22 protein-coding genes are annotated in these 23349 nt (G+C 56.9%); 13 read left to right on the top strand and 9 right to left on the bottom strand.

Annotated elements, in window-relative coordinates:
- Nucleotides 1-71: 71 nt before the first annotated feature.
- Entirely contained in the window at nucleotides 72-1283 is a 1212-nt protein-coding gene (locus GGR91_RS03235; RefSeq protein ID WP_183939997.1) for a BaiN/RdsA family NAD(P)/FAD-dependent oxidoreductase, read from the bottom strand.
- Between the two features lie 65 nt (nucleotides 1284-1348).
- On the opposite strand from GGR91_RS03235, the gene GGR91_RS03230 reads away from it, so the two are divergent.
- Nucleotides 1349-1639: a DUF3297 family protein gene (locus GGR91_RS03230; RefSeq protein ID WP_183939995.1), complete on the top strand. Its 291-nt coding sequence runs from the start codon at nucleotides 1349-1351 to the stop codon at nucleotides 1637-1639.
- Between the two features lie 13 nt (nucleotides 1640-1652).
- Here GGR91_RS03230 and GGR91_RS03225 read toward each other — a convergent pair whose 3' ends face one another.
- Complete coding sequence (locus tag GGR91_RS03225) at nucleotides 1653-2789, bottom strand: serine hydrolase domain-containing protein (protein ID WP_183939993.1); 1137 nt, start codon at nucleotides 2787-2789, stop codon at nucleotides 1653-1655.
- Between the two features lie 31 nt (nucleotides 2790-2820).
- Here GGR91_RS03225 and GGR91_RS03220 point away from each other — a divergent pair, with 31 nt between their 5' ends.
- The gene (locus GGR91_RS03220; RefSeq protein WP_246337032.1) at nucleotides 2821-3195 is read left to right on the top strand and encodes a hypothetical protein; all 375 of its coding nucleotides are present in this window, start codon (nucleotides 2821-2823) and stop codon (nucleotides 3193-3195) included.
- 1 nt (nucleotide 3196) lies between these two features.
- Here GGR91_RS03220 and GGR91_RS03215 read toward each other — a convergent pair whose 3' ends face one another.
- Nucleotides 3197-3727: a DUF7010 family protein gene (locus tag GGR91_RS03215; protein ID WP_183939991.1), complete on the bottom strand. Its 531-nt coding sequence runs from the start codon at nucleotides 3725-3727 to the stop codon at nucleotides 3197-3199.
- A 34-nt stretch (nucleotides 3728-3761) separates the two neighbouring features.
- Nucleotides 3762-4886, bottom strand: coding sequence for a tRNA 2-thiouridine(34) synthase MnmA (gene mnmA / locus GGR91_RS03210; protein WP_183939989.1), 1125 nt, complete (start codon nucleotides 4884-4886; stop codon nucleotides 3762-3764).
- A gap of 175 nt (nucleotides 4887-5061) precedes the next feature.
- Here mnmA and GGR91_RS03205 point away from each other — a divergent pair, with 175 nt between their 5' ends.
- The 5 genes from GGR91_RS03205 to GGR91_RS03185 all read left to right on the top strand — a co-directional run bounded on the left by GGR91_RS03205 (nucleotide 5062) and on the right by GGR91_RS03185 (nucleotide 11714).
- Nucleotides 5062-5430, top strand: a complete 369-nt coding sequence (locus GGR91_RS03205; RefSeq protein WP_221204209.1) for a hypothetical protein — start codon at nucleotides 5062-5064, stop codon at nucleotides 5428-5430.
- Entirely contained in the window at nucleotides 5423-5722 is a 300-nt protein-coding gene (sciP, locus tag GGR91_RS03200; protein ID WP_183939985.1) for a CtrA inhibitor SciP, read from the top strand. The genes GGR91_RS03205 and sciP overlap by 8 nt, the downstream gene beginning before the upstream one ends.
- A 310-nt stretch (nucleotides 5723-6032) precedes the next feature.
- Nucleotides 6033-7208: an efflux RND transporter periplasmic adaptor subunit gene (locus tag GGR91_RS03195; protein WP_183939983.1), complete on the top strand. Its 1176-nt coding sequence runs from the start codon at nucleotides 6033-6035 to the stop codon at nucleotides 7206-7208.
- Nucleotides 7209-7234: 26 nt separating this feature from the next.
- Nucleotides 7235-10390, top strand: a complete 3156-nt coding sequence (locus GGR91_RS03190) for an efflux RND transporter permease subunit (protein ID WP_183939981.1) — start codon at nucleotides 7235-7237, stop codon at nucleotides 10388-10390.
- A 115-nt stretch (nucleotides 10391-10505) separates the two neighbouring features.
- Complete coding sequence (locus tag GGR91_RS03185) at nucleotides 10506-11714, top strand: DUF445 domain-containing protein (RefSeq protein WP_183941531.1); 1209 nt, start codon at nucleotides 10506-10508, stop codon at nucleotides 11712-11714.
- A gap of 5 nt (nucleotides 11715-11719) precedes the next feature.
- Here GGR91_RS03185 and GGR91_RS03180 read toward each other — a convergent pair whose 3' ends face one another.
- The 4 genes from GGR91_RS03180 to GGR91_RS03165 all read right to left on the bottom strand — a co-directional run bounded on the left by GGR91_RS03180 (nucleotide 11720) and on the right by GGR91_RS03165 (nucleotide 16580).
- Nucleotides 11720-12391 (bottom strand): 5'-methylthioadenosine/S-adenosylhomocysteine nucleosidase family protein, encoded by a 672-nt coding sequence (locus GGR91_RS03180; RefSeq protein ID WP_183939979.1) that lies wholly within the window; start codon nucleotides 12389-12391, stop codon nucleotides 11720-11722.
- Between the two features lie 88 nt (nucleotides 12392-12479).
- The gene (locus GGR91_RS03175; protein WP_183939977.1) at nucleotides 12480-13787 is read right to left on the bottom strand and encodes an FAD-dependent oxidoreductase; all 1308 of its coding nucleotides are present in this window, start codon (nucleotides 13785-13787) and stop codon (nucleotides 12480-12482) included.
- A 79-nt stretch (nucleotides 13788-13866) separates the two neighbouring features.
- A complete protein-coding gene (locus GGR91_RS03170) occupies nucleotides 13867-14700 on the bottom strand; it encodes an alpha/beta fold hydrolase (protein ID WP_246337031.1) in 834 nt (277 codons plus the stop codon).
- Between the two features lie 122 nt (nucleotides 14701-14822).
- Nucleotides 14823-16580, bottom strand: coding sequence for an alpha/beta fold hydrolase (locus GGR91_RS03165; protein WP_183939975.1), 1758 nt, complete (start codon nucleotides 16578-16580; stop codon nucleotides 14823-14825).
- Nucleotides 16581-16893: 313 nt separating this feature from the next.
- Between GGR91_RS03165 and GGR91_RS03160 the strand changes: the two genes are divergently transcribed.
- The 6 genes from GGR91_RS03160 to GGR91_RS03135 all read left to right on the top strand — a co-directional run bounded on the left by GGR91_RS03160 (nucleotide 16894) and on the right by GGR91_RS03135 (nucleotide 21490).
- Entirely contained in the window at nucleotides 16894-17361 is a 468-nt protein-coding gene (locus GGR91_RS03160; protein ID WP_183939973.1) for a hypothetical protein, read from the top strand.
- Nucleotides 17362-17377: 16 nt separating this feature from the next.
- The gene (locus GGR91_RS03155) at nucleotides 17378-18673 is read left to right on the top strand and encodes a serine hydrolase (RefSeq protein WP_183939971.1); all 1296 of its coding nucleotides are present in this window, start codon (nucleotides 17378-17380) and stop codon (nucleotides 18671-18673) included.
- A gap of 238 nt (nucleotides 18674-18911) precedes the next feature.
- A complete protein-coding gene (locus GGR91_RS03150) occupies nucleotides 18912-19649 on the top strand; it encodes a response regulator transcription factor (protein WP_183939969.1) in 738 nt (245 codons plus the stop codon).
- 24 nt (nucleotides 19650-19673) lie between these two features.
- Entirely contained in the window at nucleotides 19674-20375 is a 702-nt protein-coding gene (locus GGR91_RS03145) for an EAL domain-containing protein (protein ID WP_183939967.1), read from the top strand.
- A gap of 45 nt (nucleotides 20376-20420) precedes the next feature.
- Nucleotides 20421-20978: a nicotinamide riboside transporter PnuC gene (gene pnuC / locus GGR91_RS03140; protein ID WP_183939965.1), complete on the top strand. Its 558-nt coding sequence runs from the start codon at nucleotides 20421-20423 to the stop codon at nucleotides 20976-20978.
- Nucleotides 20975-21490: an AAA family ATPase gene (locus tag GGR91_RS03135; RefSeq protein ID WP_183939963.1), complete on the top strand. Its 516-nt coding sequence runs from the start codon at nucleotides 20975-20977 to the stop codon at nucleotides 21488-21490. Before pnuC ends, GGR91_RS03135 begins: the two co-directional genes overlap by 4 nt.
- Here GGR91_RS03135 and GGR91_RS03130 read toward each other — a convergent pair.
- Nucleotides 21487-23349: an ABC-F family ATP-binding cassette domain-containing protein gene (locus GGR91_RS03130; RefSeq protein ID WP_183939961.1), complete on the bottom strand. Its 1863-nt coding sequence runs from the start codon at nucleotides 23347-23349 to the stop codon at nucleotides 21487-21489. The two genes, GGR91_RS03135 and GGR91_RS03130, sit on opposite strands and share 4 nt — an antisense overlap.

Below are 23349 nucleotides of genomic sequence, written 5' to 3'. Positions count from 1 at the left end.
ACTTTGGCGCCCTTTTCTTATTCGGAATGTCCGGTTCGCCTAGAAACGGATTGCCTCGAGAGACGGACAAACTAAACTGCTTCACCCGCAGCGACGCCGCTCGCCCATGCCCATTGGAAGTTATAGCCGCCCAGCCAGCCCGTGACATCCACAGCCTCACCAATGCAAAACAGCCCCGGCATTTTCTTGGCTTCCATTGTTTGTTGCGACAGGCCGTCGGTGCTGATCCCGCCAAGCGTCACCTCCGCCTTGGCATAGCCCTCACTGCCATTGGGCACGAATGGCCAACAGTCGAGCAATGCGCCCGCCTCTGCCAGCTTGACGTCGCTTTGGTCGGCAAGGTTCCCGTGCAGCGCAAGCTTATCCGCCAAAGCCTCCGCCAGCCGGGCTGACAGGACGCGATCAAGCGTCGATTTGATGGTGGCCTTTGGCCGGGCCCGCTTTTCGGACAACAACCATGCCGGCGCATCATGATCTGGCAGGAAATCAATCCCCACACGATCGCCTGGCCGCCAATAGCTGCTGATTTGAAGCACCGCAGGGCCACTCAGTCCGCGGTGCGTGAACAGGGCTGCTTCGCGGAATGCCGTTTTACCATGCTGCGCAACGACTTCGGCCGATACGCCCGACAGTTCGCGGAACAGGACATCATCCCCGCCCAGCGTCAGCGGCACCAAAGCCGGCCTTGGCTCGATAATCTTCAGCCCAAATTGCCGGCCCAGATCATACGCAAATGCGGTAGCACCCATTTTCGGAATGCTTGGGCCGCCCGTGGCAATGACCAGAGACGCGGCAGATGCGCGCAGGCCGTTATACATGACATGATAGACGCTGCCGTCGTGCGATATCTCACCAACGGGGGAATTGAACGCAAAGTCCACACGGCCGCCAAGCGTTTGTGACCGGTCGCATTCTTCCATGAGCATTTCGACAATCTGGCGCGCGGATCCGTCACAGAACAGCTGGCCAAGCGTTTTTTCATGAAAGGCGATGCCATAGCTGCGCACCAGTTCGATAAAGTCCTGCGGCGTGTACCGTCCCAACGCCGACTTGGAAAAATGCGAGTTGGCGGACAGATAGCGTTCTTGTGCATGGACCGTTGTCGCGTTGACGTTGGTGAAATTGCACCGGCCACCGCCCGAAATCAGGATTTTCTTGCCCGGTCCCGTTGCATGGTCAATGACCAGCACGCGCCGTCCGCGTTGCCCTGCGGTCAGCGCACACATCAGTCCAGCGCCGCCAGCGCCCAAAATTATTACATCATAGTTGTTCGAAATTGCCATTTTGAACCCCCTGCACTGCCCGCGCCATATTGCCAAGTGCTATGCTTTGCGGCAAAGCCGCGCGCATGACTGAAGAGACCAAAGCTGCAGGGGCAGATACCCCACCCGATCACTTGTCGATTAACCCGATGAGCCCGCATTTCGACGGCGATTTGTTGTCGCGCGGCGTGGGTATTCGTTTCAAGGGCGAAATCCGCACAACTGTTGAGGAATATTGCATTTCCGAAGGCTGGATTAAGGTTCAGGCCGGCAAAGCACGCGATCGCAAGGGCAACCCATTGCTGATCAAACTCAGCGGACCTGTCGAAGCTTGGTTCGAAGACCTTGGCGACGACGCACCGGTGGCCAAAGCCTAGTCATCAGACTTTATTATTTCGGGAAAACCGAAATGAGCTTGGCCAATTGGTCGTTGACCGGATCAAGTTGATCATCGGGCGTCATCCCAAGCCGCACGATCGTCAACCGATGCTGCGGTGACACCACGACAAATTGGCCCAGATGCCCCAGCGCGGCGAACACATCCGACGGCGCTTTTCCGGGGAACAGCACCTGATTGCGCGCGTCATTTCCCGTGCGGTTCAGCCAGATATGCGCGCCATAACTGCGGTTATTCGGGCTGGGCGTTTTCATAAAGCGCATCCAGCTTGTCGGCATCAACTGCGCGGCCTGAACCGACCCGTTATTGCGCAGAAATTCACCGAACTTAGCCCAGTCGCGCGCCGTGCCGTGGATCATGCTTCCGCCCAGCATGGTGCCATTCCGGTCGAATTCCGGGACAAAGCTCGTGAGCCCCAAGGGCTCGAACAACCGCCCACGGGCATATTCGAGCATGGCGTCGCGGCGCACCACCGGATCCTTACTGTCGGTCAGCGACCGGGTCATGATGTCCGCAAGAATATGGCTCGTTGCCGTGCTATATTCGAATTTTTCGCCCGGATTGGCCTCAAGCGGGCGTGTCTCGGCGTAACGCGCAACATTTTCCCGGCCATCCAGAAACAACATCCGCGGGGTGTCGGCATCAAAAATCTCGATGTCACCTTCAGCCATTTCGGTGTGGTCGAGGCCTGACGACATATGCAGCAAATGCCGCAGCGTTATTTTGGCGCGATTATCGCGCGGTGCTTGCCATTCGGAGACAATTGCGGGCTCATCCAACGCAAGGCGACCGTCTGCTACCATCAGGCCAACCAATACAGCAGTAACGCTTTTGGCCATGGACCAGCTAATCAACCGCGTGTCAGGACCGTATCCCGGCGCATAACGTTCCGCAACAATGCGGCCACCTTGCATGACGACCAGCGCGCGGGTTTCGCCGACAGCAGGATCTTCGAAAAACGGCGCGATGGCATCGGCAAGCTTCTCTTGGCTCACCGCTGCGTCGTCGGCGATCTGGGTAAAACCAGGGCCAACGGGCTTTGCAGGCGGCTCTGCGCCGCATCCGGCGAGGGTAAGTGCAGTGAATGCAGAAAAAGCGGTTGCGGCGCGGCGGAAATTGTTTCTAGGCATATTACAGTTCGATGCACCAAATGGAGGGTCTATGGCAACCGCAACTTCAACAGCTGGGCAAAAAGCGCAGCAACCTCGGTTCAAGACCCTGAAAATAATCATCGCAGCATTGGCCGTGATCGCGGCCTTATGGCTCGCCTGGAACTGGAACAGCATCAAAGGCCAAGCGCGCGTGGGCGCCGCTTATGGCGCGCACATCACCTGTTCGTGCCGTTATATCGAAGGTCGCGACATGGCCTCTTGTGAGACTGACAAGGAAAAGGGCTTGGAAATCGTGCGCCTAAGCGATGATCCCGAAAACAAGCGGATTTACGCGTCTGTTCCTTTTTTGGCCGAAGCTGTTGCCGAACGCCGTGGCGCTAATGGCTGCATTCAGCTTAATCAGGCAGAAATAGACGCGCTGTAACCTACCGTTTTGCGGGCACGAGGATAAGCGCAGAACACAGCAGTTCGATTATGCCCGCGGTCAACGCGATGAACGCGGGCGTCACTCCCGGTACCCAGAATGCCAAGCTGGCAATAAGCATCAATAGGACGCCGAGCACCAGATAAAGGCGCATTCCATACACAGTCTGGAACACCAGATAGCGCGCCGCAACCGTCAACAAGGCGATCGAAAAGAACCACTGACTGAACGTGCTGCTGACCAGATATGCAATGACAAGGCCGATGATCAGAAACGCCGTCGACTGCAACGCCAGCATCTCCATTGGGTTGGGTGATCGGGTTTTGCCGCGTCTGTAGACATAACGCGCCAGCAGAACCGATATGGGATGAATGGCCATGCCCCCAAAGAACAACGTCCCCATGCCAGCGATCAGGCTGATGTTCATGGTGACCAGTCCGGACAATGTCCAGACAAGGCCCGATGCAAAGATACCGACCCCGCCGTTGACATATGCCCGGCGCATGTCGCGCTGCGCTTCTCCCAAATGCATGTAAATTCTCTCCCCCTCAGAAGCCGGCTTTATGTCACGCAGCCGTCGCCATTTCCACCGCCATCGTTTCCTCAATCCAGCCACCGCCAAGCACGCGGTCACCGTCATATAATACCGCGGCTTGCCCCGGAGCGACGCCATATTCGGGCGCGTCGAAGCGCAGCCATTCGCCATCCATGCGGGCGGGAACCGGGCGGGACATTGACCGTACTTTGGCCATCACGGGCCGGTCCCCGATGTCGGCCAACCAATTGGCATCGATAACGCGCGCAGCCTCCACCGCCAGCGCTTCGCGCGGTCCAACGATCACGCGCTGCGTGGCGGGATCAAGCCGGATGACATATAAAGGCACTGGCTGACCGCCAACCTCTAACCCTTTACGCTGCCCGACGGTGTAATGGATCAGGCCCTTGTGCTGGCCAAGCGTGCGGCCGTCCAAATGGACGATATCGCCGCCGACCTCTGCATCCGGCCGGATTTTGCGTACAACGCTGGCATAATCGCCATCGGGTACAAAGCAGATGTCCTGACTGTCGGGCTTCATGGCCACGACTAGCCCCATTTCCTGGGCAATCGCGCGCACATGTGGCTTGGGCATGCCACCCAAAGGAAAGCGCAAATAATCCAGCTGATGCTGCGTCGTTGCAAACAGGAAATAGCTCTGGTCGCGTGCAGGATCAGCAGCGCGGTGCAATTCCGCGCCTGCTGGTCCTTCAACACGGCGGACATAATGGCCGGTGGCAAGGCAATCTGCGCCAAGCTCGCGCGCCAGCCGGAACAGATCGGTAAACTTAACGCCCATGTTGCACCGAACGCACGGAATGGGTGTGCGACCCGCCATATATTCATCGGCAAAATGGTCGATTACTGATTCGCGAAACTGGCTTTCATGATCGAACACATAATGCGCGATACCCAATTTATCGGCAACGGCGCGCGCGTCGCGAATATCCTGCCCCGCGCAGCAGGCACCAGCGCGTTTTACCGCGCTGCCATGGTCATATAGTTGCAGCGTGACACCAATGGTTTCGGCGCCCGAGCGCGCAGCCAAGGCCGCAACCACAGAGGAATCAACGCCACCCGACATGGCAACAACGATTCGTTTGCCGGCAAGATCAGGCCCGAGTTGGAAATCAGAATGATAAATATCGTCAGTCATGCGAGTGCCTCCCTAATGGCTTGAAGTTCCAAAAGCCAGTTTTCCGTAAGAATCCGCGCGTGACCGCGAACGGAGAGGTCGGCGGGAGGTAATGGCTGTTAAACTTGCCTAACATCCTTTGAAGATCGCCTTTACCCATTGTTAGAACATCTGGTGCTATAACAGCGTCATGGAAATGAACTTTCCCCATCACGCGTTACGCCAAGATTCGGATATCAGCCGGAAGGACAGACAATCCGCCCTTGATGCTGCCCGCTTGCGTCAAGCGAACAGCCGTACGGTCCGGTTCCTTCACCAGGCCGAACAAAGTGGCGCGCCGGAACCCGATGAGCTCGCTGCCCGAATTCAATGTTTCGCGGCTAATCCGAATGCGGGGTTCGCGGTAGGCGGCGCTTTCTTGCAAGAAACCGGTCCAGAAAAAATGGATGAACCAAATATTTACCACGCCGCTTTAGTTAATATCAAAGACCAGCTCCTAACTATTGATGAACCAGGAACCGAGTTAACCCTTGCGGGCATGGAGCAGAAAAAGAATTATGATTGAAAACCAAAACTTCCGTCCAGCGCAGGTCATTGGTCCATTGGGCGAGCCGCTCACGCTGGACAGCTTGCCACCCCCTGGCACAACGCGCTGGGTCGTCCGCCGCAAAGCTGAAGTCGTTGCGGCTGTACATGGCGGGCTGTTGTCCATTAATGACGTGTGCGAACGCTACGATCTGACGCTCGAAGAATTTGCGTCTTGGCAGCGGGCTGTCGACCGGTCGGGCATGCCCGGCCTGCGCGTGACACGTATTCAGCATTATCGCGACTTGTACGAGCGTCAGCAGAAATACTGATCGCGCGTTTTCAATTGTCAGCGAAAAGACCAACCCCGCCTTGTGCGGGGTTTTTCTTGCGCACGGATCATGGCTTCTTTTTGACGCGGTCAGTGTTTTGGCCGTCCGCAACTGTTGTTCGTCGAAACATATCGACGACAGTTCCTATTGTTGCGGACAAGCTTTTCCACTATCGTATATGGACCAATAAGGCGGTTTAGCTGTTGGTATTCTGCGGCTTGCAGATAGTGACTTATTAAGGTAATACAGCTCCGCTATAAAAACATTGGGTTGCTTAACGCGCTCCCGCGACAGAATTTGGAACATCGGTATGAATTACGAAACAACTTTGAGCAGTTCGCTGGATAGCGATTTGGTGGTGGATAACGCAGAACGCAATCGGCGTCGGCGGAACATCGCGCTGATTGTTGCCGCAATTTTGGCCGTTGCGGGCGGCGCTTATTATTTCTTTGGCAGCAGCACCGCGGCTCCGACTGACGCTGATAAGGCTGGCCAGGCGCAAACCGTCACCGTTGTCGCCCCTGGTCGCGATTCTGTTGTGCGCGCCATAAACGCCACAGGCACGCTTGCCGCACGCCGCGAAATTCCCGTTGGTGTCGTTGGCGAAGGTGGACGCGTTCTTCAGGTATATGTCGATGCGGGTGCGTGGGTGCGCCAAGGTCAGGTTCTCGTAAGCGTTGACAGCTCGGTCCAGACACAACAAGCCGCCGCGCTTGAGGCACAAATTGGTGTCGCGCGCGCAGACCTTCAACTCGCGCAAAATGAACTCGAACGTGCGATGCAGCTTGTTGAGCGCGGCTTCATTTCAAAGGCGGATGTCGATCGCAAGACCGCAACACGCGACGCGGCACGTGCGCGCGTCAACGTCGCCAATGCGCAGCTTGCCGAAACCCGTGCGCGCAACGCGCGGCTTGATGTCCGTGCGCCGGTTTCCGGTTACGTGCTGGAACGCAAGGTTGAACCCGGTCAAACGGTATCCGCAGGCAGCGGAATCCTGTTCCGCATCGCCAAAGATGGCGAGCTTGAACTGCAGGCGAAGTTAAGCGAAGACGATCTCGGTCAAATTGCAGTCGGCATTCCGGCAACCGTCACGCCCGTGGGGACAGATCGCGCATTCAACGGCAGCATCTGGCAGATTGCGCCGATGATTGACGCCCAAAGCCGTCAGGGCATGGCGCGTATCGCACTGCCGTTTGACACAGCATTGCGTCCGGGCGGATTTGCGTCGGTCGAGATTAAGGCAGGCGCGATGACGGCACCGGTTCTGCCAGAATCCGCGGTGCAAACAGGCCGTGAAGGCAGCTTTGTCTATATTGTTGGCAAGGATAACAAGGTGAAGCAACGTCCCGTGAAGGTCGGTTCCGTCACTGCAAATGGTTTGATTATCGAACAGGGTCTTGATGGCACCGAACGCGTCGTTTTGTACGCTGGTGGCTTCCTCAATCCAGGTGAAACGATCAATCCCAAACTCTTGAAAAAGCAGTAAGTTTTGGGCCTGTCGGGATATAAATCATGAATTTAAATAACATTTCCGCATGGTCCATCCGGAACCCCGTGGTTCCGATCGTTTTGTTCGTCGCGCTCACCATTGCGGGCGTCATGTCGTTCATGAATATGGACGTGCAGAACGATCCTGACATCGAATTCCCCGTTGTCGTTGTGTCGATTTCCCAACCGGGCGCAGCGCCTACCGAAATCACGACGCAGATCACCCAAAAGGTCGAATCCGCGATCCGTAGTGTTCAGGGTGTGCGCAACATCGATGCCACCTCAAACGAAGGCAACACGACGGTCAGCGCCGAGTTCGAAATTGGCGACGACATCAATGCTGCGGTCAGCGAAGTCAAAAACGCGGTCGACCAAATCCGCAGCGATTTGCCCGACGGCATTTTGGAACCGCAGATTTTCAAGGTCGCAACGTCCAGTGACCCGATCGCCTACTTCGCGGTCGAAGCCAGTGATATGACGCTTGAGCAACTCAGCTGGTTTGTCGATGATACCGTCGCACGGCGATTGCTGTCTGTCGAAGGCATGGCGTCAGTTAACCGCAATGGCGGCGTAAACCGTGAAATTCGTATCGTTCTTGACCCCGCCAAAATGCAGTCTCTTGGCGTGACCGCAAGCCAGATCAACAGCGTCCTACGTCAACAAAACGTCAACGCGTCGGGCGGACAATCGCAAATCGCGGGATCGCGCCAGTCGGTGCGCGTCCTTGGCAACGCAACCGATGCGTTCGCCTTAAGCCAAACGCAAATCAGCCTTGGCGGTGGCCGTTCGATTAAGCTCTCCGATGTTGCCGAGGTCACTGACGGCTTCAGCGAACAGAGGTCCATGGCATTTGCCGGCGGCAAACAGGTCGTCACCTTTGGCATGTCACGTGCCAAGGGCGCTTCTGATGTCACCGTTTTTGACAACGCGATGGTCAAAATCGCCGAGATCGAAAAAGAAAATCCCGGTGTAAATTTCATCACGCTGTTCAACAGCGTCGATTATACCAAGGGGCAATATAAAAGCTCAATGGCCGCGATGATTGAAGGCGCCTTGCTCGCCATCGTCGTTGTGTTCCTGTTCCTGCGCGATTGGCGTGCGACGATCATTTCCGCGATTGCCATTCCACTGTCCGCTATTCCGACTTTCTGGTTCCTTGACCTATTGGGCTTTACGCTCAACACCATGTCACTGCTCGCGCTCGGCCTCGTCGCCGGGGTTCTGGTCGATGATGCTATCGTGGAAATCGAAAACATCGTCCGGCATATGCGGATGGGCAAATCCGCCTATCAGGCATCAATTGATGCGGCCGACGAAATCGGCCTTGCGGTGGTTGCCACCACATTCTCGATTGTCGCGGTGTTCCTGCCCGTTGGTTTAATGCCCGGCGTCGCGGGGCAATTCTTCAAAAACTTCGGACTGACCGTTGTGGCTTCGGTTCTCATGAGCCTTGCCGTCGCGCGCATGATTACGCCGATGATCGCAGCCTATTTCCTCAAATCCGCCGGCATGGCCGAACATGGCGAGGCGAGCTGGATCGACCGGTACATGAAAATCCTGCGCTGGTCGCTTGGCCATCGCCGCTGGATGATGGGTATTGGCGCAGCCGCTTTGGGCCTGACCATCGCGTTGTTAATCGTCCTGCCAAAGCAGTTCTTCCCCGATGGCAATACCGATTTCAGCCGCGTGCGTATTGAAATGGTTCCGGGCACGACGCTTGAGCGGACCCGCGAAATTGCCAATGAGGCTGCTGCGATTATCGAAAAGCAGCCTGAGGTAAAAACCGCCCTTCAAAGCGTGCGCGAAGGCAGCGCCAGCATTTTCATCACCTTGCATGAAGACCGTGTACGGTCCAGCCAACAGTTTGAAGAAGATCTGACACCATCGCTCACAAAAATCGCCGACGCACGCGTTACGTTTCAGGCGAACGGCCCGGGCGGCGGTGGCGGCGGTTCAGGTCGCGACGTTTCGGTCATGTTGTCCGGATCAGACCCCAAAATGCTTGACCGGACAGCGGCAACGCTTGTGGAACAGATGAAGACGCTGCCCGAATTGCGCGCGCCGCGTATTTCCGCTGATTTGCAGCGTCCAGAATTGATCATTACGCCGCGTAATGACCTTGCATCGCAACTTGGCGTATCGACGGTAGCACTCAGCCAGACAATCCGCGTTGCGACGTTGGGTGACATTGACCAGAATAGCGCAAAATTTTCGCTGTCTGACCGTCAAATCCCGATCCGCGTGATGCTTGCCAAGGAATCGCGTCAGGACTTGGATGTCATCCGCAACTTGCCGGTGCCATTGGCAGGCGGCGGCTCGGTGCCACTGTCGCGCGTGGCCGACATCAGTTTCGGTGCTGGCCCCACCTCGGTCCAACGCCGGAACCAGAATTTCCGTATCTTCATCGGCGCGGATTTCGCCCCTGGCATTGTGTCATCGGATGCGGACGCAAAGATAAACAACCTTCCCATCATGAAAAACCTGCCCACCGGCGTGTCGCGTGCGCCCTTTGGCAGCCAGGAATGGGAACAGGAAATGCAGCGCGACTTCCTCGTGGCGCTGATTTCCGGAACATTGCTGGTGTTCGCGGTGCTGGTGCTTTTGTACCATCGCTTCATGTCGCCTTTGGTCAATATGGGCTCGCTGCTCTTGGCTCCATTGGGTGGTTTGATCGCCCTTGGCCTTGTTGGACAGCCAATCTCCATGCCTGTGTTCATCGGCATATTGATGCTCTTTGGGATCGTTGCGAAAAACTCCATTCTGCTGATCGACTTTGCGATTGAGGAAATGGCGCGCGGCGTTCCCAAGTTCCAAGCGATCATGGAGGCCGGCCATAAACGTGCCCAGCCAATCGTTATGACCACGGTCGCGATGACCGCTGGCATGGTGCCAACCGCGCTCTCGCTTGGCGGCGACGGCCAGTGGCGCTCGCCAATGGGCACCGTCGTGATCGGCGGCCTGATCGTTTCGACCTTGCTTACCTTGCTGATCGTTCCTGCGGGCTTCAGCCTTGCCGATGGCTTTGAAAAACGCATTGGTCCATGGTTGCGCACACGGTTGCTGACCTATGATCCCGACAAGCATGGCGAAGATGTCGCTCCGCCCGCTGCCACGCCTGCAAAGGCAACTGGCAAAACAGCGGGCAAGGACGACCTCGGCGGACTTCAGCCTGCGGAGTGACGCTTTACTTGGCAGCTTGGCAGGCCTTGGCTAAGGCAGTGATGTGAAATCTGCCGATAAACTGGGACAGTCGGAGAAAATCCGTTACGCCGAACGCGACGCTGAACTGCGTCAAATGCGGATTATCGCCACGGCCTTGCTGCTGGCGATGGCCGCTTTGTTCGTCTTCGGCAAATATATGGAAACCCGCTATGACGGCCATTGGGGCTTTCTGCGCGCCTTTGCAGAGGCTGGCATGGTCGGTGGTCTGGCCGACTGGTTTGCCGTCACCGCCCTGTTCCGCCACCCGCTTGGCATCCCTATTCCGCACACCGCCATCATTCCGAATAATAAGGAACGGCTTGGCCGGACACTTGCGAGCTTTCTGCGCACCAACTTTCTGACGACCAAGGTTGTCGCGCGCCGCGTGCAGCGCATGGATGTCGCGGGTGCAATGGGCAAATTTTTGAGTGCGCCAGCCGGCGGCGAAGGCCGCATGCGCATGGGTGCCTCGCGCCTGTTGGGGGATATCATCGCCGCGTTGGATGATGAACGGCTCGGCGGTGTAGCCAAAGGCGAAATCCGCAAACAGCTCGACAAGCTCGATATTGCCCCGCTGCTCGGCCAATTGTTGACTGCGATGATCCGCGAGCGCCGGCATATTCCTGTGCTCGACGGTATCATCAAATGGGCCTCGGCCACGCTGGAGGCCAATGAGCATCTCATTCGCCAAATGGTGGAGGAACGCGCCAACACGATCATGCGCTGGACCGGCCTTGATGACAAATTGGCCAACGCCATCGTCAATGGCCTCAATAAGCTGCTGCACGAAATGGCGGAAGACCCCGACCATCCTTTGCGGGAAAAGGGCGAAGAGGGCCTCGCCAGCCTTGCGCACGACCTACGCCATGACAAGGAATTGCAGGCAAAAGTCGCCCATTGGAAGGGGCAGTTGCTCGAAAATCCGGCGATGGGCAAATGGATCAACAGCCTGTGGGACCAAGGCCGCGATGGCTTGTTAAAGGCCGCACGCAACCCCGACGCCGCGCTCGCGGGCAGCTTTGGCGACGCCCTGATAAAGCTTGGCGGCAGGCTTCAGGAAGATTCACGCCTAAAACTGCAAATCAACCGCTTCGCGCGCCGGGCGATTGTCGGCACCACCGAAAATTACGGCGACAATATCGTGACGCTCGTTTCCGATACTGTGGCCCGCTGGGACGCATCAACCATCACCGACCGCGTAGAAAATGCCGTGGGCAGTGACCTCCAGTTCATCCGCATTAACGGAACATTAGTAGGCGGCATGGCAGGCATCGTCATTCATGCCGTTGGCTTGCTGATTTAAGCCAATTACAGCGCCGATATCATCCGTTCGGTTGCCTCGGCGGCCAAGCGGGCGGCGCGTTTCAAATTGGCCTGAAAATCGCCTGAGCTGTCGCCATTGGCATTGTCGCTCGTTGCCTTAATCGCCGCCCATGGCACGTCCATGCGGGCGGCCGCTTGGGCAACGGCTGCGGTTTCCATGTCGATGATGTCGCCGCCAAGGACGCGGTGCAGGCGGCGGCCATGGTCGTCGTTTTCCATGAAGCAGTCATTTGTGATGATACGCACTTTTGGTAGCCCCGTCTCTGGCATGATCGCGGCGTGATAGGGTTCGGCGTGCGCCTCCCCAATCGGCCATGCCCCTGCCCGATAATGCACAAACCCGTCGGCACGCGAGGCGCCATAATCGCCCTGCACCGCTTGCGTGATCTGGAAACAGTGGCCGTCATGGTCGCTCAATTTACCCGCGGTGCCGACCACCAACAGCAAATCTGCATGATAATGTTCGACCAGCATCATCGCCGCCATCGCCGCATTTACCTTGCCAATGCCGCTGCAGGTAATGGCGATATTGCGGCCACCGGATTGGACCTGACGGACCATAAAACCGTGCAACGGCTCGCTATTGGCGCTTTGGCCGGGGAACAACGCAGCGGCTTCGGCGTCCACGCCGGTAATGATGCCAATGGTTTTGAACATGCTGCGTCCTTTATAAACTTTCCAACAGGATGTGGCTGTAGCGCAGCATCAATGTACATATGATGACATAAGCGGCAGCGCCGCGAAATTAATGGCTGGCGGCAATCATGTCTTCGATACGGACGAACTTTTCACGCGGGGCGCCATCGCGCGCGCGGGCAATCTCTGCCTCTTCAATTTTCTTCCAGTCGCTGAATGTGACAATGTCGACCTTGCGTAATGCCAGCAGCGCATCCAGACCGGCACGACCATCTTTGTCGGCGCTTATGGGCATATCCTCCGCCATGCTATCGATGATATTGTATCCATCGGGCCGGTTGGTTCCGATGGTGCCGGATGGACCACGCCGGGCCCAGCCGACGCAATAGAGACCCGGCAATATCCTGCCGTCCAGATTGGCAAAGCGGCCGCGGCCATGTTCATAAGGCACGCCGTCAATAGGCGGTGTTTGATAGCCAATGCAGCTGATGACCATGGAACAATCGATGGTGTAGATCTCACCCGTGCCAACACTGCGATACTGGTCATCCAGCCGCATGCGCTCCACGCGGATGTGCTGCACTTTGCCATCGCCCTCAATCGCAATGGGCGCAGCAAAAAAGTCGAAATTGATGCTGATCGGCTTATCCGCATGAAACGCCTCTGGAATGGCGGCGAATTCGCGCAGATGTGTAACGGACTTGCGAATGCCCGGTTCCAACAGCGCATCCTCGCCGATGTCTGGCAGATCGTCCTTGTCGACGCGCGGGGTTGCCCGCTGCAAATGCGCGAGCTCGCCCAATTCCTTTGGCGTCATCGCAATCTGGTGCGGGCCACGCCGACCCAAGATGGTGATGTCCTCAACAGCGGAATGCTCCAGCACATCGAGCGCGTGGCTGACAATGTCGGAGCCGTCAAATTCGGCGCGCGTTTTGGACAATATGCGCGCGACATCCAGCGCCACGTTACCGTTGCCGATAATGACGACATGCCGGCCATCCAATGGCGGTTGAAGGTCCGCATAATCAGGGTGGCCATTATACCAGCCGACAAAGGCGGCGCTGCCAAAAACGCCGGGCAGATCTGCGCCAGCGATATCCAACGGACGATCATTTGGCGCGCCGGTGGCGAGAATGACCGCATCATATAATGTCTGAAGTTCGTCGATGCTGACGTCTTTGCCGACGGTCACATTGCCGACAAACCGGACATTGTCGGACAAAGCGACTTTTTCATAACGCCCCGCCACCGCCTTGATCGACTGATGATCGGGGGCGACACCAAAACGGATGAGGCCAAAGGGAACGGGCAAGCGGTCAATTATATCCACCCGCACATCGTCGCCAAATTTCTTTTGCGCGGCTTCTGCTGTGTAATATCCCGCCGGACCGGAACCGATGATTGCGATATGCCGCATGCCCTACTCCCCGTCATTGCCTGATTCGGCAGGCTAACGGGTCAGCGCCAAAAAGAAAGGGCGACCTTCACACAGAAGATCAGGCGGCTTTGCGCGCCTTGTGTGCGCCGCGGTCAAGGAATCCGCGGATCGCCTCTATGCTTTCTTCCACATGGCTGAGCAGGAACAAATGCCCGCCATTTTCGACCACGAAAAGTTCGCTATTCGGAATGAGGAAATTCAAAAATTTGCCATTGGCGAGCGGAACGATCTGGTCATCATCACCCATCATGATGAGCGTTTCCGTTTTCAGAAATGGCAGGAATGGCGCGCTGGTCCATCCCATCATCGCCATCAGCTGGTAGAAATATCCCGTCTTGGACGGCGGTGTAATCCGGCCGATATGTTCCGACTTATTGCCCACCACACCGCCGTACAGCGTCTTGAAATGCTTCGCCATGAAATCGGGGTCTATATAACGCCGCGGGTCAGCCATTTTGACCAGCGCAGCGGGATTGCCCGGCACCATCAACATGCCAGCGCTGGTCGCAACAAGGATAAGCTTGTTCGTGCGCGCGCCATTCTGCAGCGCAAATTGCTGCGCCATCGCCCCACCCCAGCTGACGCCCATCACATCGACCACAGGCATTTCAAACCGGTCAAGCAACAACGCCGCAATGCGCGACATCAATAGCGCGTTATAGGGCACCACCGGGTCGGGCGAACCGCCAATGCCGGGCATATCAAAGGTGATGAAGTCGCGGTCATCGAGCAACTCCGCCATCGGCGCCATAGCCTCAATATTCGCGCCAATGCCGTTGAAGAACAATATCGGCAGCTTCTTCGTCGCCTTCGACGCCCGCCAAACCGCAACCCGCAAAGTGCGCCCGTCAACGGTCTCCATGCTAAATTTAGGGGCGCGGTTTTTGGTCATATGGGTTCCCCTGCCGCGTTTATCGCTGGCGTTGCGGCGAGTTTAGCGCATGGACTCGGCTGTGCAAGGAAGAAAGAGCCGTTTCGGCATCGTGACGACGTGGCGACCGCGGCGACGCCACCTCACTCCAAAACATACAGTCCCGGTGCCGCTTCCATTGCTGGATGCTTTTTGCTGCCGAGCGTTGCGGGGGCAGCGACTTCTGTGCCGGACCGCGCGTGGAGCCATTCCATCCAATGTGGCCACCAGCTGCCGGCCACTTCTTCGCTGCCTTTCATCCATTCGGTGACATCGGCGGGCGTCTTGCCGTTTGAATGTTTCCAATATTTCGCCTTGGGGTTACCCGGCGGGTTCAGGATCGCCTGCATATGGCCAGCCTGGCTCAGGATGAATTCGACATTTTTGCTGCCGAACAATTGCGTTGAACGATAACATGCGCGCCATGGCGTGATGTGGTCCGTCGTCCCGCCCAGAACGAACAGGTCGCCCGTCACCTTGGTCAGGTCAAGCGTATGGCCCGCAATCTCGAACGTGCCCGGCGCGGCGTAGGCATTTGCCTCAAACAGCTCCAAGAAATCACCCATCAGTGCCGATGACAGGTTGGTCGCGTCGGCATTCCAGAACAATATGTCGAACGCTGGCGGATCATCGCCCAGCAGATAATTGTTGATGACATAGTTCCAGATGAGGTCATTTGGCCGCAACCATGCAAAGCCGCGCGCAAGGCTGCTGCCCTCAATCACGCCTTTCTTCGCCGCGCGTTGCCGTGCCAGCGCGATGCCATTGTGCGACACAAGGCTCGACGCCTCGGTGTCGCCGGGCTTGGGTTCAAGCACGCACACCATCATGGTAATGGCGTTGGCGCGGGTGTCCCCCATCGACGCCAGCTTGGACAGCAGGACGGACATAGTCTGTCCACCGGAACAGCCACCTGAAATATTGACCTTGTCGCTGCCGGTAATTTCGCACACGACATCCAGCGCCTTGATGCAGCTTTCGATATATTCGGCCATGCCCCACACGCCCATGTCGTCGGTCGGGTTGCGCCATGAGATCATGAATGGCTGAATGCCGTGGTCGGTCTGCCATTTGATGATCGATTTTTCGGGGGACAGATCGTTGATATACATTTTGTTGATCTGTGGCGGTATGGTCAGCTGCGGCGTGGCAAATACCTTGTCGGTGGTGGGCGCATATTGGACGAGTTCGAAACGTTCGTCGCGATAGACCACTGCCCCCTTTGCGGTTGCGACATTCTCACCCAGCTTGAACGGCTTTTTGTTCACCTGGCTTACCATCATGTCGTTGTGAACCATGTCGTTATAGGCGTTTTTCAGGCCCTTCACGAGGCTGAGCCCGCCGGAGTCCACCAACCGTTTTTGCGCGGTCGGATTGCCGATCAGCGTGTTGGTCGGTGACATCGCATCAATGATGATCTGCGAGATGAAATTGGCACGGTCGCGTTCAAGTGCGTCGAGTTCCAAATCCTCAATATAGCTTTTAACGCCCTTTTGCACCGCGAGATAATATTGCGCGCCCGCCTTAAAGAACGGGTTAAACGTCCACGCCGGGTCCATGAAGCGCTTGTCCTTGGGATCCGGCGCGAGGTCCGACTTTCCGGTCATGATTTTGACGACATCTTCGGAAAAGCTGCTGGTTGCCTTCCACGCCTTGTCGGGGTTGGCGGCGGTCTGGCGGAGCATCAGGCCAATGGCGCCGATGAAATCCTCCCGCGCTAACCCTGCTAACGGGCCAAGAGCCATCGTGGCATCATTGGCGGCGTCAAACGCGCCTGCAACGCCGGAAAATGGTGCGCCTTTCTTTTTAGCACGCTTTGTTCCGGTCTTTTTTCGAGCTCCGCTGCCTGCTTTTGTCGCCATCTGCATCTCCTCTTCCCAAGACGAAGAATTACATGCCCGGCGGCCTGCGTCAATCGCGCATCAACCCGATGGAAAATGGCGCAAAAATCTTCTATAGCGCTTTCGCCCCAACAGCGCGCGCATTGTTAACAATTGAAAACAAGCGCTTCTAAACTGGAGGACGGCCGCCGCGCATCTTAATGCGCCCCTTAAGGAGCACCAGTATGAATGCCCGAGTTTGCTTTGCTGAACGATCAACAGGCCGCCTTTCGACACCAATGGGCAGTGTCATTGGCCAATCAGGCGCACTGATTTTCCTGCGATGACCACAGACATGAAAAAACTGGAAGGCTTGGGCAAATTGCTGAAGGCTGCGGGGGTTAAGCCCGCTGGCGCTGAGGCGATGGTCCGCGACCATATCGACGAAATTCAAGCCGACGCGCGCCATCATCATGCCGAACTCATCGCATCGGTGAAGGCGCTGAAAGAAGAGCTGGTCGAGCTGCAGCACAATCATGCATCGTCGGTGTCCGAAATCCGGATGGCAACCGATCTGATGCGGCGCGAGATCGAAATGCGCAGCCTCGCGTTCGGCCGAACGCTTCGGCTCGCCAAATTCGTTCTCATTATCGTCGTGGCTTTGCAGATCATCCTTCTTGTCGGTCTACACACGACCACGGGCAGCAGCCTGCTCGATCTTGGCGGCTTCATCCCTGCATCGAACGACGTGCAAGCGCGTGCACCAGCAAGCGTCCCTGCCCCTGCCCCGACGTCCAGTCCTCAAGGCGCAGCTGCGAAATGACCGAATGACATATATCATGTCCACTAAGCGACCTTTCCGTTTTCCTGAAACACGCAGCCTGATCGGTGGCCTGTGCCTTGCGGCCGCGATCACGGGCATCACGGTGACCGCCAACGCGTATGAACCAAGCGCGGAAAAACAAACTGCGGGAAAGCCAAAAGCAGAAAAGCAAAGCGCAGAAAAACAAACTGCGGGAAAGCCAAAAGCAGAAAAGCCAAGCGCGGCGAAAACGGCCCCAGCCAAACCAAAGGCCACCAAAACCGAGCAGGAAAAGCCAAATGTCGCAAAGCCAAGCGCGTCGACATTCACGATCCCCAGCCTCGAGGACAAACCGACCAACGCCCAGACCAACGCTCAGTCCGCTGCGGACGAAACGCTGCGCAATGACATCGACACACTTTGGAAGAAATTCCCCGGCCGTGCGGGCATCGCCATTTACACGCCATTTTCGGATGACATTATCGGTCGGCGGCACACCGAACGTTTCCCCCAGCAAAGCGTCTCCAAAATGTGGGTCGCGCTGACAATTTTGGAACAAGAAGCGGCGGGCAAGCTGTCGCTCGACAAGAAAATACGCGTCAGTCGCGATGATATTGTGGTGTTCAGCCAGCCGATCAAACAATATCTCAGCAGCCAAGATTCCTTTGAAATGTCCGTGCGCGAATTGCTTGCCCACGCCGTCAACGCCAGCGACAATCTTGCAAACAGCGTCCTGATACGCGTGGCCGGCGGCCCGCAGGCGATCAACCAGATGCTTGACCGGCGCAAGGTGCAATCGATCCGCTTCGGACCCGGCGAAGTGCTTTTGCAAAGCGCCATCGCGGGGCTGAACTGGCAACCTGAATATCGCAAAGGCAATGCCTTTAAGGAACAGCGTTCGCGCATTCCTATGGAAAAACGGCGCGCAGCGCTCGACAAATATCTGGCCTCGCCCTTGGATGGCGCTGCCCCGGGCACCATCGCGCTTGTGCTAAAGCGCTTTGGCGAACGCGCCCCCAATGATCCGGGGGCAAAGCTTTTGAAATTGATGGCGGGGACCTATACCGGAAGATCACGCCTTCGTTCAGGGCTCGCGCCGGGCTGGAGCCTCGCCCACAAAACGGGGACGGGGCAAGTATTGGGTTCGATTTCGACCGCGATTAACGATGTCGGGGTGATGAAAGCGCCGGATGGTTGTCGGTATCAGGTCGCCGTCATGATTGCTGAAACACGCGCAGGAAAAGAGGTCACAAACGGCCTCATGCAGAATGTTGCGCGCGCGGTGGTCCGTCATCATCGCCAAATCCACCCCAAAGCGGAAAAGACGTCCTAAAAATACAAATCGGACGCCTCATGCTCCTTCGGCAAAAAAGTCGAATGAATACAGTTTTTTAAACAATAGGCCGGTTGAATTTTCCGTCAAATTTTTGGCGGCACGCGAACGCGCCCTGTCGAAAATTGTTCCATCACTAAAATAATTTCGCATTAGTTCACAATTTAAATGTTACAAAAGTTACATTTGCTGTATTAAAAAGATGCAAGTGAACCAGTCCAATGTGAAGGACATCACAGTGAAGAGTTTTCAAATCGCTGTCGTCGAAGATGACAGAGCCTTTGCCGCTGAACTGGAAGAGTTTCTGGGCGCGGCCGGCTATGCCGTTGCCGTTTATGAATCATCGCAGAAGTTTTTGGCGGCATTGCGTCAATCGGAATGCGATCTTCTCATCGTTGATTGGTCGATCCCTGATTTGTCGGGGATAGAAGTGCTGGAGTATGTTCGGAAATTTCACCCCGACATGCCTGCCATCATGCTGACCGCACGATCGGAAAATATAGACGTTGTGCGCGGGTTAGAGGCCGGCGCTGACGATTATGTCTCCAAGCCTGTCGACGCCGACATCCTTGCACTCCGGATCAAATCGCTGTTGCGTCGCTGCAAGGGCGAAGTGAAGAATGTTGCGGAAAATGTCATCCTTGGTCCCTATTTGCTGCGCCCATCGACATCCACGGTCTATCTTCGCGACGAGGTGATGGTGCTTCCCAAGCGCGAATTTGAAATGGCGATGCTGTTTTTCACAAATCCGAACCGCTTACTTTCGCGGCAATATTTGGCAGCAACATTATGGGGTAAAGTTGTCGATTACCAATCGCGGACGATTGACACGCACGTGGCCCGGTTACGCAAGAACCTGAAACTTGACCCCGCATGCGGCATCAGCCTGAATGCGTTATATGGCTTTGGATATACCTTACAGGCGGATGTGCACGCCATGAACGCAGCGCACGAACCCATCGCGCTGTCTGCATAGCCGGACAACGGCTCCGGTTTAGCAATGGCCAATCAGCCGGAACAACTGTCCTTGCTCAGCGAGGACGAAGAAGCTTCCCGCGTTGCATCGGTCGTAGCCTCTCGTCCCGTCGTTGATCTTGGCGACCATCAGGTTACGGCATTTGAATATATGTCGTGCGACCATTATGGTTTCGCGCATAGCAATATGCAGCTTTCGCCATTTGATATGGCCAAGATTTTGGATGCCGTACAAACGGTCGCTCTGCCCGAAATCCTCCTTTCGGTTCCGGTAGAACTGTTCGTCGAAATTGACCTTTCGCACGCGCTCGCACGCACGCTCCGGTCATTATTGTCCCGCGGCACGCACATCACCGTCTTGCTGGCGACCGTGCAAGAAGATGCCGCGCACCAAAGCATCGGCAATGCCATGCAGAATTGGCGGCGTGTCGGGTGCAGCGTTGGTATTGACGGCTTTGGCTATGCCGCCGTGCCTGCATTATGGCCATTGGTGTACCATGTTGATGTCGTGCGCATTGATCCCCGCCTGATCAGCATGCTTAAAGCCAATGTCATTGCACCACAGCCAGCCCAGAAACTGGTCAATCTGGTCGCGGCAATGGGCATCCCACGGATCATCATTGACGGCTGCCAATCCATCGAAGACGCCGAAATGTTTCATGCGGCGGGTGCAACCCACGGACAAGGTTCGGTTTTCGGCGAATTTCATTTTACGCAGCCGCGATAATCCTCCGCACTTGCGTCCCTCCGTTACGGCGCTACAGCACCCAAAATGAGCATGATTGAAATCGTCGCCGTTTTGCTCGGCATTGCCAACATCGTCCTGATTATCCGGCGATCGGTTTGGAACTTTCCCGTGGCGATTGTCATGGTCGCTTTATATTTCGTCATCTTTCGCGACGCCAAACTGTACAGCGACGCCGGGCTGCAGATCTTTTTCGCGGCCATCAATCTCTATGGCTGGTGGAGCTGGAACCGGAATAAGGACGATCGCGGCGTGATTTCCGTCCGCAGGCTTCCGGCAACGGGCTATGCGTTGTGGATTGCAGGTTCGATCCTGGCCATTTGGGCATGGGGCGCGGTGATGCATGCCGAAACCGATGCCAGCTATCCCTATTGGGATGCATCAATCGCGATGTTGTCGATTGCGGGGCAGATTTTGATGACCCGGCGCTTTGTCGAAAACTGGCATTATTGGATCGTCGTCAATATCATCTCCATTCCGCTGTATATCGTGAAAGACCTGCATCTGACCGCCGGGCTTTACGGGGTGTTTCTGGTGCTCGCGGTTGCCGGCCTTGTCGAATGGCGCAAGGCAGAACGCGCATGAAACGGATTTGCCTGCACGGCCCCGAAAGCACGGGCAAATCGACATTGGGCACGCGGCTTGCCGCGCATTTGGGGTGCGAAGTCGTGCCCGAATATGGCCGCGCTTATTGCGAGGCACATGGCACCGACATCGGCATGGCGCAGCTTGTCCACATTGCGCAGACGCAAGACGCCATGAACCGCGCCGCGGCCGCGCGTGCAGCTGAACTGGGCGCTGGTTATGTTTTGTTCGACACAGACCCGCTGATAACGTCGGTGTGGGCGCACATGATGTTTGGCACAGCAGACGGATATTTCGGCGCCTTTGCTGGTTTTGCCGACCATTATCTGCTGCTCGATATCGACCTGCCCTTCGTCGACGACGGCTTGCGCGTCTATGCGCAATCGGCCGAGCGCAAACGCTTTTTCGACCTATGCCGCGCTGAACTCGATGGACGCGGCGTCCGCTACACGCTGGTTCAAGGCGAAGGCGAAGCGCGTTTCACCGCGGCTTTGGCTGCGATCTCGGCCTAAGCCTTCTCCAACGCCTCGCTTGCCGCGACCCAGCGGGCTTCAGCGGCCTCTTGCGCGGCGACAATCTTTCCCCGTCGTTGCGACAGTTCGCCCATCGTCAGGTTCTTATATTCATTCGCAGCGGACGCCGGATCAAACATCGCCCGATCAATCGCGCTCAACACAACCTCAAGCTTTGCAAGGTCTGCCTCTGCATCGCTGACTTCGCGCTTAAGCTTGCTTTGCGCCTCACGGGCGGCGGCTTGCGCTTTTTTGTCTTCCTTGCGATCGGCCTTGGATAGCTTCTCTTTCGCGGGCCCCTTGCCCAGGATGAAGTCGGTATAATCCTCAATCGTGCCCGAAAATTCGGTTGCGGTCCCACCATCGACGAGCACCAGCCGGTCGGCCGTTAGCTCCAACATATGGCGGTCATGGCTGACCAGCACCACAGTGCCTTCATATTCATTCAGCGCCTGCACCAAGGCTTCACGCGCATCGACGTCCAAATGGTTCGTCGGTTCGTCAAGGATCAGCATATGCGGCGCATCGCGGGTAATCAGCGCCAGCGCCAACCGCGCGCGTTCACCACCCGACAGCTTGCCGACCTTCGTCGTTGCCTTTGCCCCTGAAAAGCCGAAGCGGCCCAATTGCGCGCGCACCGCGCCGGGGGTCGCACCCTTCATCTGCTGGGTCATATGCTCCAGCGGGGTATCGTCACCGTCAAGTTCTTCGACCTGATATTGCGTGAAATAGCCAACGCGCATTTTGCCCGACGCGCTCATCGCCCCGTCCATCGGCGTCAATTGCGCCGCAAGCAATCGCGCGAGCGTGGTCTTACCATTGCCGTTGCGCCCCAACAACGCGATCCGGTCATCGGGGTCGATGCGCAGGTTCAACCGCTGAAGTATCGGTTTGCCCGCGGTATAGCCAACACTCGCCAGATCAAGCGTGACCAATGGCGGTTTCAATTCATCGGGACTTGGAAAGTCAAAGCTTAACGTCGGATCTTCGGCCATCGCGGCAATGGGTTGCATGCGTGCCAACGCCTTGGCTCTGGACTGCGCCTGCTTCGCGGTGGAGGCACGCGCCGAGTTGCGCGCGACATAATCCTGCAGCTTTGCGCGCTGTGCGTCCTGCGAAGCCTTGGCCGCCGCCAGCTGCGCCGCACGTTCGGCACGCTGACGCTCGAACGAGTCATAGCCGCCGGAATAGAGCGTGGTGGACCCGCCTTCGAGATGCAGGATATTGTCGACGACATTGTTCAACAAATCGCGTTCGTGGCTGATCACCACCATCATCGACGGATAGGATTTGAGGAAGTTTTCCAGCCACAATGTCGCTTCAAGGTCCAAGTGGTTTGACGGTTCGTCGAGCAGCAACAAATCGGGTTCGGAAAACAAAAGCGCGGCCAAGGCAACGCGCATTTTCCAGCCACCGGAATAGCTATCGAGCGGCCGGCCTTGCATTTCTTCATCGAAACCAAGCCCGACGAGAATGCGCGCGGCCCGTGCTGGCGCGGTGTAGGCATCAATCGCGATCAACCGTTCGTGCAGTTCGCCCAGCCGGTCGGGGTCCGCGCAATGCTCCGCCTCTTCCATCAAAGCCGCACGCTCGACATCACCCGCCAGCACGGTTTCGAACGGCGTTGCCGTGCCCGATGGCGCTTCCTGCGCGATATAGCCGATGCGCGTATTCTTGGGCATATCCATGCTGCCTTCGTCGGCTTCCAGCTCGCCGATCATCACCTTCATCAGCGTGGATTTGCCCGCACCATTGCGGCCGATAAGGCCAACGCGCGAATAAGGCGGCAGCGTCGCAGTCGCGCGGTCCAATATGGTGCGGCCGCCAAGGCGCACGGTGATTCCGTTTAAGTTTAACAT

Origin of the sequence: Sphingorhabdus rigui (genome assembly GCF_014196595.1) — a bacterium.
Lineage (GTDB): Bacteria > Pseudomonadota > Alphaproteobacteria > Sphingomonadales > Sphingomonadaceae > Sphingorhabdus_B > Sphingorhabdus_B rigui.
The sequence above is the reverse complement of the archived record's forward strand: the minus strand, read 5'-3'. Positions and strand labels throughout refer to the sequence as shown.